The organism is Lunatibacter salilacus, assembly GCF_009797935.1.
GTDB lineage: Bacteria > Bacteroidota > Bacteroidia > Cytophagales > Cyclobacteriaceae > Lunatibacter > Lunatibacter salilacus.
Genome location: NZ_VOLC01000001.1, coordinates 20735 through 36704 on the forward strand (window position 1 = coordinate 20735; position 15970 = coordinate 36704).

Annotated in this window: 16 protein-coding genes; 3 read left to right on the forward strand and 13 right to left on the reverse strand. The window is 41.0% G+C overall.

Going from position 1 to position 15970, the window contains the following annotated elements; translation table 11 throughout:
* Window positions 1-15: 15 nt before the first annotated feature.
* The 11 genes from FQ608_RS00095 to FQ608_RS00145 form a co-directional block, all read right to left on the reverse strand.
* Window positions 16-630 carry an NADPH-dependent F420 reductase gene (locus FQ608_RS00095; RefSeq protein ID WP_158855770.1) on the reverse strand — a complete coding sequence of 205 codons (615 nt, stop codon included), beginning with the start codon at window positions 628-630 and terminating at the stop codon, window positions 16-18.
* Between the two features lie 250 nt (window positions 631-880).
* Complete coding sequence (locus FQ608_RS00100) at window positions 881-1684, reverse strand: inositol monophosphatase family protein (RefSeq protein WP_158855771.1); 804 nt, start codon at window positions 1682-1684, stop codon at window positions 881-883.
* Window position 1685: 1 nt separating this feature from the next.
* On the reverse strand, window positions 1686-2366 hold the full coding sequence (gene rsmI / locus FQ608_RS00105; protein ID WP_158855772.1) for a 16S rRNA (cytidine(1402)-2'-O)-methyltransferase: 681 nt from the start codon (window positions 2364-2366) through the stop codon (window positions 1686-1688).
* A 2-nt stretch (window positions 2367-2368) separates the two neighbouring features.
* Window positions 2369-2596 (reverse strand): 4a-hydroxytetrahydrobiopterin dehydratase, encoded by a 228-nt coding sequence (locus FQ608_RS00110; protein ID WP_158855773.1) that lies wholly within the window; start codon window positions 2594-2596, stop codon window positions 2369-2371.
* Window positions 2597-2616: 20 nt separating this feature from the next.
* The gene (locus tag FQ608_RS00115) at window positions 2617-2883 is read right to left on the reverse strand and encodes a DUF493 family protein (protein ID WP_158855774.1); all 267 of its coding nucleotides are present in this window, start codon (window positions 2881-2883) and stop codon (window positions 2617-2619) included.
* 105 nt (window positions 2884-2988) lie between these two features.
* Window positions 2989-5103: a peptidylprolyl isomerase gene (locus tag FQ608_RS00120; protein ID WP_158855775.1), complete on the reverse strand. Its 2115-nt coding sequence runs from the start codon at window positions 5101-5103 to the stop codon at window positions 2989-2991.
* An 87-nt stretch (window positions 5104-5190) separates the two neighbouring features.
* Window positions 5191-6462: a hemolysin family protein gene (locus FQ608_RS00125; protein WP_158855776.1), complete on the reverse strand. Its 1272-nt coding sequence runs from the start codon at window positions 6460-6462 to the stop codon at window positions 5191-5193.
* On the reverse strand, window positions 6462-6677 hold the full coding sequence (locus FQ608_RS00130) for a hypothetical protein (RefSeq protein WP_158855777.1): 216 nt from the start codon (window positions 6675-6677) through the stop codon (window positions 6462-6464). The genes FQ608_RS00125 and FQ608_RS00130 overlap by 1 nt, the downstream gene beginning before the upstream one ends.
* 9 nt (window positions 6678-6686) lie before the next feature.
* Window positions 6687-7214 (reverse strand): LPS export ABC transporter periplasmic protein LptC, encoded by a 528-nt coding sequence (gene lptC / locus FQ608_RS00135; protein WP_158855778.1) that lies wholly within the window; start codon window positions 7212-7214, stop codon window positions 6687-6689.
* A 99-nt stretch (window positions 7215-7313) separates the two neighbouring features.
* Window positions 7314-8615, reverse strand: coding sequence for a hypothetical protein (locus tag FQ608_RS00140; protein ID WP_199856276.1), 1302 nt, complete (start codon window positions 8613-8615; stop codon window positions 7314-7316).
* Window positions 8616-8626: 11 nt separating this feature from the next.
* A complete protein-coding gene (locus FQ608_RS00145; protein WP_158855780.1) occupies window positions 8627-9910 on the reverse strand; it encodes a hypothetical protein in 1284 nt (427 codons plus the stop codon).
* Between the two features lie 394 nt (window positions 9911-10304).
* Between FQ608_RS00145 and FQ608_RS00150 the strand changes: the two genes are divergently transcribed.
* Window positions 10305-11381: an anhydro-N-acetylmuramic acid kinase gene (locus FQ608_RS00150; RefSeq protein ID WP_158855781.1), complete on the forward strand. Its 1077-nt coding sequence runs from the start codon at window positions 10305-10307 to the stop codon at window positions 11379-11381.
* A gap of 246 nt (window positions 11382-11627) precedes the next feature.
* Window positions 11628-13145: a sodium:proton antiporter gene (locus tag FQ608_RS00155; protein WP_158855782.1), complete on the forward strand. Its 1518-nt coding sequence runs from the start codon at window positions 11628-11630 to the stop codon at window positions 13143-13145.
* 12 nt (window positions 13146-13157) lie between these two features.
* On the opposite strand, the gene FQ608_RS00160 is transcribed toward FQ608_RS00155, so the two are convergent.
* Together FQ608_RS00160 and gpmI are read right to left on the reverse strand one after the other, a co-directional pair.
* On the reverse strand, window positions 13158-13742 hold the full coding sequence (locus tag FQ608_RS00160) for a hypothetical protein (protein WP_158855783.1): 585 nt from the start codon (window positions 13740-13742) through the stop codon (window positions 13158-13160).
* A gap of 1 nt (window position 13743) precedes the next feature.
* On the reverse strand, window positions 13744-15267 hold the full coding sequence (gene gpmI / locus FQ608_RS00165; protein ID WP_158855784.1) for a 2,3-bisphosphoglycerate-independent phosphoglycerate mutase: 1524 nt from the start codon (window positions 15265-15267) through the stop codon (window positions 13744-13746).
* 236 nt (window positions 15268-15503) lie between these two features.
* Here gpmI and FQ608_RS00170 point away from each other — a divergent pair, with 236 nt between their 5' ends.
* Entirely contained in the window at window positions 15504-15914 is a 411-nt protein-coding gene (locus tag FQ608_RS00170) for a DUF4783 domain-containing protein (RefSeq protein ID WP_158855785.1), read from the forward strand.
* The last annotated feature ends 56 nt before the right edge of the window (window positions 15915-15970 follow it).

Genomic DNA, 15970 nt, shown 5'->3' on the forward strand with positions numbered 1-15970 from the left:
ATTATAACAGTTAACTTAAACCGACATTAACTTAAAATGATAGTCGCCATGGCCATTCTTCACATGTGAAATCTCACGGCGAAGATGATATACAGCTTCCAGCAGACATGCATTTTTCAACTTACCAGCGTCTATTGCTTTGAATCCAATCAACTCAATCAGCCTTTTCAATTGGAGTCGATGTTCTATTCCATCGCCACAAAAATAGGTTTCTTTCACTAATTCCAAGGGATCAGATTTGGGATAATCTAATCCAAGGTTGTTGAAAGCTTTAAAAAATATCGGGTTATTGGTGAGAGTTTGAATATAGGTGGTATTGCATCCCAGTTCAGGGTCAGACTGTCCGTTTGTACAATCCACAAACAGTTTATTTGTTGTGTCTACTTGGTTTATAGCTTGACAGACTGAAGGTAAAACTTCATTTTCACAGCAAATAAACACAACATCTGCCTTCTCGATTGCATCTTGGAATCCTAGCATATTGTGATTCTGCATTTTAAGCATTTTCCAAGCCACTTGCCTTGAACTAAATCCGTCCCTTAAACCAAAAACGACATCCATACCCCTGCCAATATATTTATTGCCTAGCGCTGTAGCCAAGTTGCTGCCTCCTAAAATTGCTAATGTCATTTCAAGTAATTGTAAATTGGAAGAATTTCTAAACCTTGCGTCTAGGTAGAGATTTTTGAGATAGCGTTGGGTGACTTTTCCCTCAAAACTTACCTATAGGATTTAAATTTATGAAAGCTAAGTATTTATAGCGAAATTAAAAATTTTATTTTCACATAACCAAATATTTTGTTTAAAATATCTTTTTTGCCATTAAACACAACCTTGTGATGTTTTCTTTTAAATTCAAACCGAGAAAAAATAAAGAAAATTACAAAGCTTTCGCTGCGAAAATTTCGTCCATTTTTTTGCGTAGCGACTCATGGATCTTTCCATTGCTCGCGATTATTTCCCCTCCGAAGATGTAATTTCCACCTCCACTAAAATCGGTAACTTTTCCTCCCGCTTCTTCCAAAATTAAAGTTCCTGCCGCTACATCATACGATTGAAGGTTATATTCCATATAGGCCTCAACCCTACCACTAGCAACATAGCAAAGGTCCACAGCCGCGCTACCCAACCTTCTTAATCCATGGGAGTTTAAAAGTAAGTACTTCAACAGCTCAAGATAACGGTCTATTTTTCCGCCTTCCTGATACGGAAACCCTGTGGCTATTAGCGATTCACTTAAGGTTGCTGCTCCGCTTACGTGAATACGTGTATCGTTGCAAAAGGCACCGCCACCCCGATAGGCATAAAAACATTCGCTGAGATTTACTTCATAAACCACCCCCAACATAATGCGGCCTTCATGAGCTAAGGCAATTGAAACTGAAAACACAGGAACGCCATGAACGAAATTTGTGGTCCCATCCAAAGGGTCTACGATCCATTTCCAAGCCGTTTGAGTTTGGTCCACAGTTCCCTCTTCAGTAATGAAGCCTGCTTCAGGAAAAATATCCTTCAACCCTGAAACGATCATCTTTTCTGCCTCCTTGTCTACATAGGAAACCAAATCATTAAATCCTTTATTTTCTACTCGTTCATGGTTGAAGTTTTGCCGTTCCTTCCGAATAAATGCTCCCGCCTTTTTCGCAATCTCAATGGTTGGTTTTAATATTTTTTCTAAATTCATATCAGTTTTTTCCTGCTACTGTTAATACTATTTCTCCTTTGATGGGGTTTTCTTCATAGTAAAGAATCAATTCCTGTAAGGTACCCCTAACATTTTCTTCATAGATCTTGGTCAGTTCGCGACTCACACAAGCCTGTCGATTCTCACCAAATGCCTCAGCTAGTTGCAACAACGTTTTCATAAGCCTATGGGGGGATTCATAAAAAATCATTGTTCTGGTTTCTTCAATAAGCGCTTCCACCCGTGTTTTACGTCCCTTTTTATGAGGAAGAAACCCTTCGAAAATAAAACGGTCATTTGGAAGGCCGGAATTTACCAAAGCCGGGACGAAAGCGGTTGCGCCTGGAAGGCAGTTTACAACAAGGTCTTGCTCTTTTGCTGCCCTCACAAGCAAAAATCCCGGGTCAGAAATACCTGGGGTGCCCGCGTCACTAATCAAAGCCATAACCTGCCCATCTTTCAGCCGCTGTATAATGCGTTCAACACTCCTGTGTTCGTTGAAAATGTGGTAACTTTCCAGCGGTCGCTGAATTCCAAAATGTTTTAAAAGTTTACCGGATGTCCGGGTATCTTCTGCAAGAATTACATCGACGGATTTGAGCACCGTCAACGCCCGTAGCGTAATGTCTTCCAGGTTACCGATTGGAGTGGGTACAAGGTACAGATTAGTGTCTGAATTCATACTCAAACAGCATCAATCGCAGCGGAAAGATCTCTATCCTTTTGGGTAACCACACTTCCCTTATCGTGGGTAGTCAGTTGGATGGTAACTTTATTATAAACATTTGACCAATTAGGATGGTGTCCGTGTTTTTCGGCCAGAAACGCAACCCGGGTCATAAATGAGAATGCTTCGGTAAAATCCTTGAATTCAAAAGTTTTTTCAATTGTATTGTTTACTTCTTTCCACATGGGTTTGTTGATTTTTTTGATTAAAGCGAAATCACCCCTTCAATATTGGATGCTTTGCGATAAATTTCTATAATGGCATCGCTGCTGGGCATCATGGCTTTGATGGTAGCACTTACATAATTTCCTTTGGACGAAGTTTTTAGTATCATCTCGTTGTTTGGCAACAATGCAGCAATCTCCTCTTCCCTGCCTGTGGGCACAATGAATTTAAACATATACAGGGACGGAAAAGCAGATTCTGCGTCGAGTTTTTCTTTGAAAGAAGAGATGTCAAACGTTTTATTCATAAATCATCTTTTAATTGTCAACGCAAAGACTACAAAATAAAATCCCTAAATCATAAAAAATCCCACTCCTTGAGGGAATGGGACCTTATTTGATGTTTCTATATTCTAGAAAAACTTATATCGATAATCTTTGACCTCAGCTAATTCTTCCATAGCCATCATAATCATATAGCTCGTTCGCTGAGAGGAATTGCTGGTAATTTCATTTTGATACCGTGTAAAATCGGCAATTTCGGAAGCCGGGGTTATGCTGTTCACTTTGACCAAAATCACGCCTATGTCTTCTACAATAGGTGCTGAAAGTACTCCTGTATTTTTCATTCCAAAAATGGAGCCTACTGCCTTCGGTGCAAAACCAACTCCAGGTATAACACTTGCGTTCATTCTAAGGTCTGCGGTTGAGCCCAAAGAAGCATCCGGGTATTTCTCCTTGATAGCTTGAAGCGTTTCCAATCCTTTGATTTGATCTTTAATGTAAGTTGCTTTCTTTTCATTTCTAACTTCGGAACTTACTTGACTTCGGGTATTGGCGTCATCCAAGGTTGCTACACCCTCCTCGGTTTTTCCGGCCAACAAGGCTACCACGTATGAATCATCCAGTTCAAACACGGTAGAAACCTGACCTACAGAAGCATCGTTAAATGACCACCGGATAATCTCCCTTGCTCCATCCAAATTATTCAAGGACCTGGCGGAAGGATTAACGCTATTTGCACGCAATACTTGGTATCCTTCCTTTTGTGCATTTTCCCGGAATTCTGTTGCATTGGACGTATTAGCAGCAAAATAATCGGCATTTCGAAAGACATCATTTCTTGTCACGTCACTAGCGATCAACTCCAATTCCAACACAGCAACTTTATAAGTAGTTGTTTTTGGTAATTCAGTTACTTCAATGATATGGTATCCATATTCTGTTTCTACAATCCGGTTAATCAAACCTGTAGTCCTGGCTGCAAACACGGCATCTCCAAATTCTTCTATAAAGTCCTCTTTTGCAAACCACCCTAGGTCACCGCCTCTTTGGGCGGTTCCATCCTGTCCATATTGTTGGGCCGCTTGAGCAAAATTTCCGGAGGTTCTAACCTCGTCTAATATTCTTTGGGCTTCTTGGCTCACTTGCGATTTGGCTCCTTCCTCCATTCCCTCTGTAGATAATAAGATATGGCTGGCACGCATGCGTGGTGCCCCTTCAAACTGGTCGCTGATCTTATAGGAAACATAGCTGGATCGATCTGAAAGGAATGGTCCATATACTACTCCCGACTCTGGGTTTTCTACATTTGAAAGGAGGTTAGCCGGTAACGGGTCACCAGGATATATTGTCTGAAAGGAATTGGATACGTCTGAATTTCTTAACACAAAAACTGAATCCTCCATAGTATTTTGCAACTCAGCAGTCAATGAATTGATTTCACTTTTGACCGCAGCAGAATCTTCCGCACTTGGAAATAGGCTAAAAGAAACATATTCTATATCTCGATTTGCACTTACTTTAAAGCGTTCCTTATTTTTGTTTAAGAAAGACTTAAGCTCATTTTCTGAAACGGTCACACTGGAATCAGATACCGCATAGTAGGGAATATGAATGTGCTCTACATCAGCAATGGTATTTGCCAATTTATGCTGCATTCTTCCTTCCGCCGTCGAAGCATATTCCGATAATCCCAACATGTTGTCATATTTGATCCTCATTCTGGAATCAGCAAAAAGCTTTTCTTGCTGCGCCCAAAACATTTGTTGTTGCGGATCCGCAGTTTCCAGAGACTGGAGAAATGCCACCAACTGCTGTCTGTCGAACTCTCCAGTTTCAGGGTTTGTAAGTTCTCTCCTTAGTTCGCCTATTATATTTTTCCCCTGAACCATATCGATAAGTTCCGCGTCAGATACTGTCAAGCCAAGCTCTTCATATTGAGAAGAAAAAACCCGCTCTACAATAAGGGCCTGCCAAGCTTGCTCCCTAATACTGTAAAGTTCGTTTTCAGAAGGAGTTCTTCCTGTATTCTGCTGAAATGAAAACTTCGTTTCTTCTATTTTCTGAATATATTCCTCATAGGATATTTTGTCACCCGCAATTTCTCCGACAGTAGTTCTTCCCTGTCCTAAAATCATCGAATTTGGCCCCAAAATATCTCCCCCAACGAGGAAAAATATGAGTCCTACCGCTATTACACCTATTGCCAGACCTGTTCTTTGTCTTATTTCTTTTATTAATGCCATTCTCCTATTTTTTGAAGTGTCGCAAAATAATTACATCTACAGCTAAATTCAAAGTAATCCGCTATTTATAAATGTAGTATTTGCAAACTAGTGTGTATTGATTTTAAGTTTTACCGTATCAATCCGGTGATCTTGCTTTGATACGACGGTAAAGGTAAAGGGTCCATAGACCACTGATTCCCCTTTCTGGGGGATATTTTCTGTAAGGGAAAGGATAAAACCAGCCAATGTCTCAAAATCGCCGGGTGGAAGAGTCCAACTGTACTTTTCGTTGAGGTAATCTATTTCATGTCTGGCACTAAGTAGGTATTCATTTTCGGCTGTCTTCTGTTCCACCAAATCATCATTATCATATTCATCCTCAATTTCGCCAAATATCTCCTCTATGATATCTTCCATACTGACGATGCCGCTGGTTCCCCCAAATTCGTCAACTACCAATGCGAGGCTCTTTCGTTCCTTTATAAATTGAACCAAAAGCTCATTGGCCAAGGCGGATTCCGGTACAATCACAATGGGGGTAAGAATATCTTGAATTGATTTTGGTTTTTTGAACAACTCCAGGTGGTGGCAATAGCCAATGACATCATCTATTGTGTCTCTGTAGACAATCACCTTTGAGTGTCCGCTTTCTATAAATGTTTCCTTCAGATCCGCAATCGCGTCCTCAATTTCCAATCCAACGATATCTGTCCGGGGAACCATGCATTCCCTTACCTTTACCGTCTTAAATTCCACTGCGTTGTCAAAGATCTTAGTATCGATGTCAACCTTGGAATCTACGCCTTTCATTTCCAAGTTATTTTGAATAAAACTATTCAAATCAGTAATATTGAATACAGGCTTATCTTCATTATAATCTAACTTAAGTAAATGGGTAATGACTAGCTTGGACAAGCCCACTACTAACCACACTACTGGATAAAGCAAATAATAAATCGCCGCAAACGGAATAGAAAAAAAGAAAAGCAAGCTGTTTGGGTTTAGCATAAAGATGCTTTTTGGTATAAACTCAGCGGTAATTAGCACGACCATGGTGGACACCACCGTCTGTAAAATCATCACCGTTGCCTGATTATTCAAGCTTTCAGGAAGCATATTGATAATAGGTGCTTCCAACAGGTAAGCCATAAAGGTCCCATATAGAACCAACGAAACCGTGTTTCCTAAAAGTGTAGTACCAATAAATTGGCTTGGGTTTTTGACAAAATCTGACAAGATCTTTCCCGAAAATTTGCCTTGCTTATTTTGCAGCTCTATATGCAGCCTATTCGCCGATACAAAGGCCATTTCCAACCCCGAAAACAAGGCTGAAAAAAACAGGGTAATTAACACATAAATAAAATACTGTATGTCCATTACCTTTTTCTCTTTTCTTTCTTTTTGGGTAATTCACTTTCCGCAGGTTCATTTTCTTCTCTACGTTTTTTCCGAAGAAGAAACCAAAATAGAGTAGCCACCGCAAACATAAAAATTGGATAAGAGGCACCCACGCCATGCTGCATGGTCACATGAGCGCCAATGATTACCAGTGCCGCTGCAAAGGGAAGCATTACTATATCCAATACTTTCATATCAAGCTATTATAGCGCATTGTCTATTTGTCCTGTCACTTTAGTAAAGGTGTATTCATTAAACCCTTCATCCGCCTCCATACCTGTTCCGTTAATAATCCGGGAAGGCTCTTCCACTGTGACAAATTTCTCCGTGAAAATCTTCTTTTTTCCTTTATCCCAAAACAATTCCTCTGAGCTCAACTTTTGGTTTTTGACTAGATTGTGTACCTGAACATCACCTTCCCCCCTGTATAGGTCTGTTTTCCGTTCATAGTATCCCCTGTCTGCCCGAATTGTAGTACTCAATTCACCGTCCTTTTCAAAAAAATGGATGACAATTCCCTCGGGGAATTCGGCATTTCCATTTTGAAAATCCAGTTGCTTGTCAGCCATTAACTTGGTACGTACAATTGCCGAATCACTATGAACCAAAATGATATTGGAACCGGTTCTTGTAGGGCCTTCATAAAATTCCAGCTGGCTCTTGTCAATATCTTCCCTACAGGAGATAATCCCCAGGATCACTAACAAGCTAACCCAAGATACTACTTTCATTTGATTTTTTGATAATCGCTTTTCTAATCATAGATTTCAAATATAAACAGAAAAGGCGGTTGATGACCGCCTTTTCTGTTTATAGATGTGAATCTTTCATTAGTCTCTGGTCGCCAACGTTACTGTTTGGCCGACCCAGCATCCAGTGTTCATTGATTCGCCTACCTGGAAGCCTTCAGTAAATAACTCTTCTTTCGATGGAAATCTTGCCTTTGCATTTGCCATGCCTGCGGCATCACCTGCACGGGCATATGCGTCATATGCAGCTATGAAAATGGAGTAATCTTTTACACGGCTTTGGCCTCCCCTACATTCATTCGAAGAACTCATGATCAAACCTCCGATAAATCCGTGAGCATCCTTCGTCCGCTCTGAGTTTAATTCAGCAGCTTTCAAGGCTGATGTTCTTGCTTGACCTTTTCTTCCCAAATTGGCATGCACCTTAGCCATATCCCAATGAATCTCCGCACGCTGCTCATCCGTAGTAGCTAAAGTAAGTGCTTTTTCAAACAACTCTCCCGCCTTGGCATATTCAGAATTTTGCATGTACCGCATTCCCCTCACTTGGGAAGTGGTAAATGTGGGATCGTTTGTATCAATCACCTCAAGTGCCAAATTGAATGTTGGCGTATTCAAGCATTTATACTGGACTGAATATTGGAAAATTTGCTGTGCCATTTTCATATTGCCGGCATCCGCCTCCAATTTTGGACCCAGAACATTGGAGATGAAATCACAATCAATAATTTCCATAGCCACGAGCAATTGCTCTAAGGTGCCTTTTTGACTGCTAACATCCGTTCCAGCGCTTTCCTCTTCCTCTAAAATTGCGTTTATCTTTTCATATTTAGCAAGAACCTCTTCAGTGGTGTACGCTTGATTGTAGGCGAAATTTCTGTATACCGCATCGAAATAGGCAGGAACCAATTGATATCCCAAGGTTCCGTTTACTTCCATAACCCGCTCGAACAGGTCTGCAGCTTCACCTACCTTTTCTTTATCCCCTCTATAAAATTGGTAAGCATAGTAAGCTTTATTGGCAATCCACTTGGATTCGTTATCATATATTTCGTTTCTTAAATCATATATAAGCAAGACCGAATCCTGATAAACCCGCTGCTCCTTGGGATCAGTGGCCTCTTTGGCAGCACCGGCATAAATTTCTACGCCGTTGATATAAATGGATTCATTTAATTCGGGAATATTGGTTAGCAACCAATGCAGCCCGGATTTTGCTTTCAAATTCTCCTCAGAGCGTTTGTAATCTGTATAAGCCGCATTGTATTCTCGACCCTTTGCTTCTAATTCAGTGTCGGCGGGCCAATTCCATCCGTCTTGGGCTTGAGTGAGACCCACTGCCAAAAAAGACAGACACCCAATGATCATCATTTTAAATTTCATGTTTGTCCACATCATTCAAATACTTTTTTGTAAAACCAACTATTATCATTTATTGAAATTCCAAAGGAAACTTTAACGTAATTTTCTCTAATCAGACCATTATCTATAGTTCCTCTTGTACCTACCTTGAGTGCCAAATTTAATAAGGATAAGGTGTGTACAGGAATTGAGGCTCCAAAATTAATGCCAACATCATCGACTTGGGTACCATTCAAACTAAATGGTAATCTCTCATATTCGACCCCCCCTCTAAAGGTAACCCTGTCCAATAATCTTTCAATCGAAAAGGGGTTAGGAACAAATTGACCTCCAAGGCTCATCTTCAATGAGTTCTCTAAATTCCCAGTCGTAGAGTTGAATCCCCTGTACTCCCGGAAATCTTGTTGTTGAACTTCAAAGCCAATAACAAATTTATTAATTTTTTCGAAAGATACACCATATCCAAACCTGTCAGGAAGAAAAATACTTCCTTGTAAATTGTCACTAAGTACATCTCCAGGTGAATTTGGAATTACAGCTTGGCCCAATTCTGCCATTTTTGCAAATTCTTTTCCTTTAATGTCGCCAAAAACATGATAGATGGCACCGAAATTTAGGTTTCTTTGATTGCCAAGTGGCAATAAATAGTGAACTCCTCCGCGGAAAGTAACGTCACTAAAAGTAAGTCGTTCATAATATTCCGAAGAAATCCCAACAGGTATTAACTCAGAGGTCAATAATTCCAACTGATTTGTACGAATGGTAGATCCAAACAAGTAAGATCCATGAAGGCCGATACTCAAATTTGTCACAGGCTGAAATCCGGTACTCAAGTAAACCTCGCTCAATCCTCCCCTACCCTCTATGGTGTTAAATGACACTAAGTCTGAGTTGACGACCGGAGAATTTATCGCAAGATTATAATCAACTCCCGTTACCTGATTCAACCCCAACCCCAATGTCCACTTACGGGGGATCAAAGGGAGGGACATAGCTACATAACTCAAACCACCGCCATCTATTTCTTCTGAACCTGCATCTGTGGCAGCTTGCATCGTCACATAGTTAAAGGCAGCTTGAAAGCTAAAAGCACCATTTTTGGTAGATAGAGCGGGATTTACATTGTTGACACTGAAAGGTGACCCGAAACTAATGCCCTGCCCCCCCATCGCTTGGTTTTGGGTGAGTCCGGAGGAGTTAAATTCGCCCACACCAAGAGAACTATAGGTGGAGGAAGAGGACTGTCCAAAAGTGAAATTTATGATAAATAAGCCTAAAAAAAGGCTTAGTGCATTACGGCTGTTTATTGCTGACATTGTATTTTAAAATTCGATTCAGTCCATCAAGGACCAAATTGGGATTACAAATATGTGGTCTTTTGTTTAGTATTCAAAGGATTTGGCATCCCTGCCTCAAATAAAGACCATGAGCCCTGAAATTGATGCTTGTATGCAACATGGAAGTAAATTGGATTATTGACAAGAAAATCAACTCTATTTTCCCCTGTGTGAATCAACGCTATACACCTTGAAAATGGTATTAAATATTTCGACATTGAAGTAACGTAACTTTTGGGGTAAGAAGTAACTCGCAACAAGATCCGATCTTGACAACGCTGTAAAATTAGTCAAATTAAAAAAGGTATATTCAAACCATGAATTATTTTTAACTTTACGCATCTCATTTTAACAAACTTTAACCCACGTGGATATGACCGCTACCTACCCTATGATAGGCCTAATGTCCGGTACCTCAGGGGATGGCCTGGATATCGTTTTCGCAACATTTGAATCTAATAAAGGTTGGACTTTTGAACTTGTTTACGGAGAGACCATCCCATTTCCCAGTGATTTAGGAAATGATTTAAGCCTGTGCCATTTGTTTAACGGTGAAGATCTCGCGCTTCTGGATATTCGTTTTGGCCAATGGATGGGTAAGCAGGTTGCGGACTTTTGCGATCGAAATGGGATAAAACCGCTTGCTGTTGCCTCCCATGGGCATACCGTTTTTCATCAACCTGATAAACACCTGACCCTTCAGATAGGCAATGGCTGGGCCCTACATACATTCTGTCACTTGCCGGTAATCAATGACTTCCGAAGCCTAGACGTTCAGCTTGGTGGCCAGGGGGCTCCTCTGGTTCCTATAGGTGACAAACTCCTGTTTCCTTCATACGACTATTGCCTAAATTTGGGGGGAATCGCCAATATATCTATGGAACGGGACAATCAGCGAATTGCTTTTGATGTTTGCCCGTTCAACTTGCTGTTCAATTATTTTGCAAAAAAGGCGGGTAAACCATACGATGATGGTGGTAATTTGGCCAGATCCGGCTCTGTAATACCTCACCTGCTCGATGATCTTTCCCATGCCTCATATTATACTTTAAAGGGAGCAAAATCCTTGGGTAGGGAGGATGTAGAAAAGGGCTTTTTGCCACTCGTTGACCTTCCGGAACTAAACCACCGTGATATACTTGCTACCTTATCAGAACATTTTGCAACGATAATCGCCACCTCCATCAATGAAACATCTCCCAAAAAAGCCTTGCTGCTGGCAACCGGAGGAGGAGCCTTTAATACCTTTTTTCTGGAGAAACTAGCGTCGAAATTAGATGGCGGCACCACATTGAGCGTACCTGAAGAGACCATAATTGCTTACAAAGAAGGCTTGGTGTTCGCTTTTCTCGGAGTCCTGCGACTACGAAATGAAGTCAACTCCCTGGCTTCGGTTAGTGGGGCATCCCGTGACAACTGCGGAGGTACTCTATATGGATTCGAAATTTAAAAAGTACAATTTCGAACTCGTCCTGCTTACCTATCAGGCATCAATACCTATCCAACATCCCTAAATCCGGTATCTTAGAATTAAAATTCGAAGGGTTTATAAAATTTTCACTTTCTCTGATCAAATTATTTGTTTCATGTAAACCAAAATAAGTAGTTTAGTGCGATTAAATATTTCGAAGAAGTTTTTAACCCGACAACTAAAACTTATCCCCGGAAATTTGACCTAACCTTTAAAATCAACTTGATGAAGAAAATAATAGCTTCATGTGTTTTGCTTTGGGCCTTGACTACAATCACCTACTTTCCCACCGCAACTGCCCAAGGCAAAGAGAACACACCTAGCTTCACATCTCCTGACATTTCAGAATTAACTCCACTCTTGGTTAGTTTGTCGGATTTACCAGCCGATCCCGTGCCGGACATACCCCATGCGCATGCCCCTGTATGGCTTGTTTTTCCATTCGTGATCTTATTGTTGATGATTGCAACGGGCCCCTTATTTTATGAACATTTCTGGCACCATAATTATCCGAAAATAGCTGTAATGTTGGCTGCAATTGTAGTCCTCTATTATTTTTTCGTCTTACACAATGTTCATCAACCTGTGCATGCTTTAGCCGAATACGTTCAGTTTATTGCATTACTCGCATCATTGTATATAGCTTCAGGTGGGATACTCATACGTGTGGACAAAAGATCAACCCCGTTTGCGAATGTAAGTTTACTTTTAATAGGTGCGTTGATTTCCAATCTGATCGGAACTACGGGTGCATCAATGCTGCTTATTCGTCCGTTCATTAGGCTGAATAAAAACAACATACAACCTTACCATATCATATTTTTTATTTTCATGGTAAGCAATGTAGGAGGATCTCTTACACCGATCGGAGACCCACCGTTGTTTTTGGGGTTCCTTAAGGGCGTTCCATTCTTTTGGACCTTGGAACACAACTGGCCGGCCTGGTTGATTGCTTTGGGTTTTTTAGCAATCATGTTTTATTTCTTGGATAAAAAATTTGGACGGGCAAATGACGAGGAAATCTCCGAACCCGAAATCCATTCCAATAAAATCTCACTGATAGGCTCGAAAAACTTCCTTTGGCTGCTGGTGGTGATCTGTTCGGTATTCTTGGATCCAAATGTGCTGGAATGGGTCCCGGCCATTCACTATGATGGGCAGAAATTTTCCTTCCTCAGAGAAATTATCATGTTATCCGTGGCCTATTTATCATTTAGATTTGCGGACAAGGAAGCAATAAATGGCAATGAGTTTAATTTCGAACCTATCCGGGAAGTAGCGTTTATATTTATAGGCATTTTTGGCACCATGATGCCTGCGTTAGAGTTGGTGGGTGAATTTGCCAAATCACCGGAGGGAGCAGCCCTCATTACGCACAATACGCTGTATTGGGGTACTGGCGCCCTTTCCGGAGTGCTGGACAATGCGCCAACCTATCTCAATTTTCTAGCTGCCGCAATGGCCTCCCAAGGAGCCAGTATCAGCAATGTTGCTGAAGTGCGCAATTTCGCCCTGGATCTGTATGATGAATCTTCCTTTGAACTGATGGCTATTTCCCTTGCCTCTGTGTTTTTTGGAGCTATGACCTATATCGGCAACGGTCCAAATTTCATGGTCAAATCTATTGCCGAACAAAGCGGCATAAAAATGCCTTCATTCTTTGGGTATATCATTCGATTCTCAATACCCATATTGCTACCCATCCTGTTTGTCGTCTGGCTGGTATTCTTTGCGTTTGTCTGAGTTTTAAAAGACTTAAGGTAAATAATTAATTTTACCTTCGGTTGACATGATATTTGCAGGCAAAAACCAGACTTTTTGATACCCATTTACCTCATAGGACGACAGGTGTTTTCCATCGGCTGTCATTTCCAAGCTTCCAGAACCCTCAGAAAGGTAGAATAGATTCTCCTTTTTGAAGGAGAAATCTATTCTACTAATTTTATCTCCGGAACGGTGTATTTTCATCTGCTGAATATCACCTTTTTCCCCGGGTATTAGGGTATGTTGCAACAGCTGCGCATTTTCCTGTGTAGCGTAAGATGTTGCCAGAGAATTTTTATTGATGTCTGCCTGAATAAACAGATCCAATTCTTTACGCCAACCCTCGGCGTTCATTACCATCGTAAGAGCCTCTTCTTTTCCTTTTATGGTCAGTTTCTTCGATACCTCCCTCCCATCTAACTGGGGTATTTGGTCCTGTACAAACTGGACCATAGGAAAATACTTATTGAGTTGGGTTGGATTCTCTGGAGGAGCCTGCTCCGTTTTCGAGCAGGACACCAAGAGTAACAACATCAACCCGACCTGAATAGGCAGTTTTGAAGGAGCTATTTTCATGTTAGGTTAGCAAAATCTCTCCGGTCATTTCTTTTGGAATTTCAACCCCAAGCAATGTAAGTATGGTAGGAGCCAAATCACCCAATTTACCATCCTTAATGGTTAGCCTATCGTTACGGTCTACCATTATGCATGGCACTAAGCTTGTAGTATGGGCTGTATTAGGTGATCCGTCTTCGTTGATCATGCAATCACTGTTGCCGTGATCGGCGATTACGATGATGGTGTAGTCATGTTCCAGCGCTTTTCGAATAACCGATTCCGCACATTTATCGACAGCCTCGCAGGCTTTAACCGCCGCGTCAAATACACCGGTATGGCCGACCATGTCCGCATTGGCAAAATTGAGACAAATAAAATCCGCCTCCCTTTTAGGAAGCTCCTGATTTATTTTTTTGGCAATCTCGAAGGCACTCATCTCCGGCTGTAAATCATAAGTGGCTACCTTTGGAGAAAAGCAAAGAATCCTGGATTCTCCCTCAAATTCCTTTTCCCTTCCTCCGGAGAAAAAGAAAGTGACATGGGGGTATTTTTCCGTCTCTGCTATTCGGATTTGCTTTTTGTGGTTTTTGGCCAAAATCTCGCCTAGGGTATTATACAGATTATCCTTCTCAAAAATGACATGCATATTTTGGAAAGTTTCATCGTAACTCGTGAAAGTTACGTAGTGCAGGTTAATCTTTTTCATTCCAAAATCGGGAAAATCATTTTGAGTAAGCACCTCTGTGATTTCTCTACCCCTATCAGTTCGGAAGTTAAAACATATTACTGTATCTCCATCCTCAATATTTCCAACCGGTATTCCCTCGGAATCAACCTGGATAATGGGACGGATAAATTCGTCTGTTACACCGTTGGCATAGGATTTTTTGAGTGCGGTCAGAATATCTTTCGACTTTTCTCCCTCTCCCTTTACCATTCCATTATAGGCAAGACTTACCCGTTCCCACCGGTTATCCCTGTCCATGGCGTAGTACCTTCCTATTACTGTGGCAATGGTACCAGTAGATGTCTTGGAGTGTTCGGCCACTTCGGTTAAAAACTTCAAACCACTTTTAGGGTCTGTATCTCGTCCATCCGTAAAAGCATGAATAAAAGCCCTATCTATTCCATTTGCCTTAGCCGCATCGCAAAGTCCCTTAAGGTGTGAAATGTGGGCATGTACGCCTCCATCCGAAACCAATCCGATGAAATGCACTTTTTTACCGGTGTTCTTCGCGTGCTCGAATGCTACTTTCAAAACCGGATTAGTATTTAGGTCCCCTTCGGAAACGGCTTTATTAATTTTCACCAAATCCTGATAAACAACCCTTCCAGCGCCAATATTCATGTGACCCACCTCAGAATTACCCATTTGACCTTCAGGAAGACCAACAGCTAAACCTGACGCTTCAAGGGTGGCGAATGGATATTTTGTGTAAAGGCTGTCAATAAATGGAGTCTGTGCCTTATCAATAGCAGAAACTTCCGGATTTTTGGCTATACCCCAGCCATCTAAAATCATCAATAATACTTTCTTGTTCATGTATCAGGGTGTTCTTTTTCGAAATGAAAATTTAGTCGTGCACACAAAATACCCCGTATGGATTATGTGGCTGTATTTTTCCTGTCGGACGACAAATATACAGCATATTAATCAAAGCCAGGGTATTCAACTTGAAGAAACTGCCCGTATTCAACCATTCAAAAGCTTTGACGAAAAAGTCATGTAATAATTTAAAAAAAAAGGTCTTTGGCTCAAAATTTGATTATCACGGACTTATGAAATCTTTGATATGCATTATTTTTGTGATCTTCGGGATAACAAACAATGGCCAACATAGTCTGACCACCGAATCGCCATTTCCTCAAATCGATCAGATTGCATTATCTTTGAAAAACAGCTCCAGCAAAGATTTAGCCCAATTTTTTGACAGCTCTGTAGAAATAAAGCTCGGAGAAATTCGAGGTGATTACTCCAAAAGCCAAGCCGAAATCGTTATGCGGGATTTTTTCAAGAAATTCCCGGCCGTAAGTTTCCTTGTTTTACAACAGGGCGAATCTGCGGAAAAAATTCGGTATATAATCGGAAAATATCAGTCTAAAACAGATAGCTTTAGGATCCTTGTAAAGGGCAAATCCAAAGTTGATGACCAATTAAAAATTTACGGACTAGAGTTTTCTAAGGAGTAGAGGTTATTGTTAGCTCATTAAGACAGTGGTGTCAAGTTATTTTTACCACAACCCTA

Coding starts and splice junctions, on each gene's coding strand:
- FQ608_RS00095 (WP_158855770.1), bottom strand. CDS start 630: ATGACATTAGCAATTTTAGGAGGCAGCAACTTGGCTACAGCGCTAGGC.
- FQ608_RS00100 (WP_158855771.1), bottom strand. CDS start 1,684: ATGAATTTAGAAAAAATATTAAAACCAACCATTGAGATTGCGAAAAAG.
- rsmI (WP_158855772.1), bottom strand. CDS start 2,366: ATGAATTCAGACACTAATCTGTACCTTGTACCCACTCCAATCGGTAAC.
- FQ608_RS00110 (WP_158855773.1), bottom strand. CDS start 2,596: ATGTGGAAAGAAGTAAACAATACAATTGAAAAAACTTTTGAATTCAAG.
- FQ608_RS00115 (WP_158855774.1), bottom strand. CDS start 2,883: ATGAATAAAACGTTTGACATCTCTTCTTTCAAAGAAAAACTCGACGCA.
- FQ608_RS00120 (WP_158855775.1), bottom strand. CDS start 5,103: ATGGCATTAATAAAAGAAATAAGACAAAGAACAGGTCTGGCAATAGGT.
- FQ608_RS00125 (WP_158855776.1), bottom strand. CDS start 6,462: ATGGACATACAGTATTTTATTTATGTGTTAATTACCCTGTTTTTTTCA.
- FQ608_RS00130 (WP_158855777.1), bottom strand. CDS start 6,677: ATGAAAGTATTGGATATAGTAATGCTTCCCTTTGCAGCGGCACTGGTA.
- lptC (WP_158855778.1), bottom strand. CDS start 7,214: ATGAAAGTAGTATCTTGGGTTAGCTTGTTAGTGATCCTGGGGATTATC.
- FQ608_RS00140 (WP_199856276.1), bottom strand. CDS start 8,615: ATGAAATTTAAAATGATGATCATTGGGTGTCTGTCTTTTTTGGCAGTG.
- FQ608_RS00145 (WP_158855780.1), bottom strand. CDS start 9,910: ATGTCAGCAATAAACAGCCGTAATGCACTAAGCCTTTTTTTAGGCTTA.
- FQ608_RS00150 (WP_158855781.1), top strand. CDS start 10,305: ATGACCGCTACCTACCCTATGATAGGCCTAATGTCCGGTACCTCAGGG.
- FQ608_RS00155 (WP_158855782.1), top strand. CDS start 11,628: ATGAAGAAAATAATAGCTTCATGTGTTTTGCTTTGGGCCTTGACTACA.
- FQ608_RS00160 (WP_158855783.1), bottom strand. CDS start 13,742: ATGAAAATAGCTCCTTCAAAACTGCCTATTCAGGTCGGGTTGATGTTG.
- gpmI (WP_158855784.1), bottom strand. CDS start 15,267: ATGAACAAGAAAGTATTATTGATGATTTTAGATGGCTGGGGTATAGCC.
- FQ608_RS00170 (WP_158855785.1), top strand. CDS start 15,504: ATGAAATCTTTGATATGCATTATTTTTGTGATCTTCGGGATAACAAAC.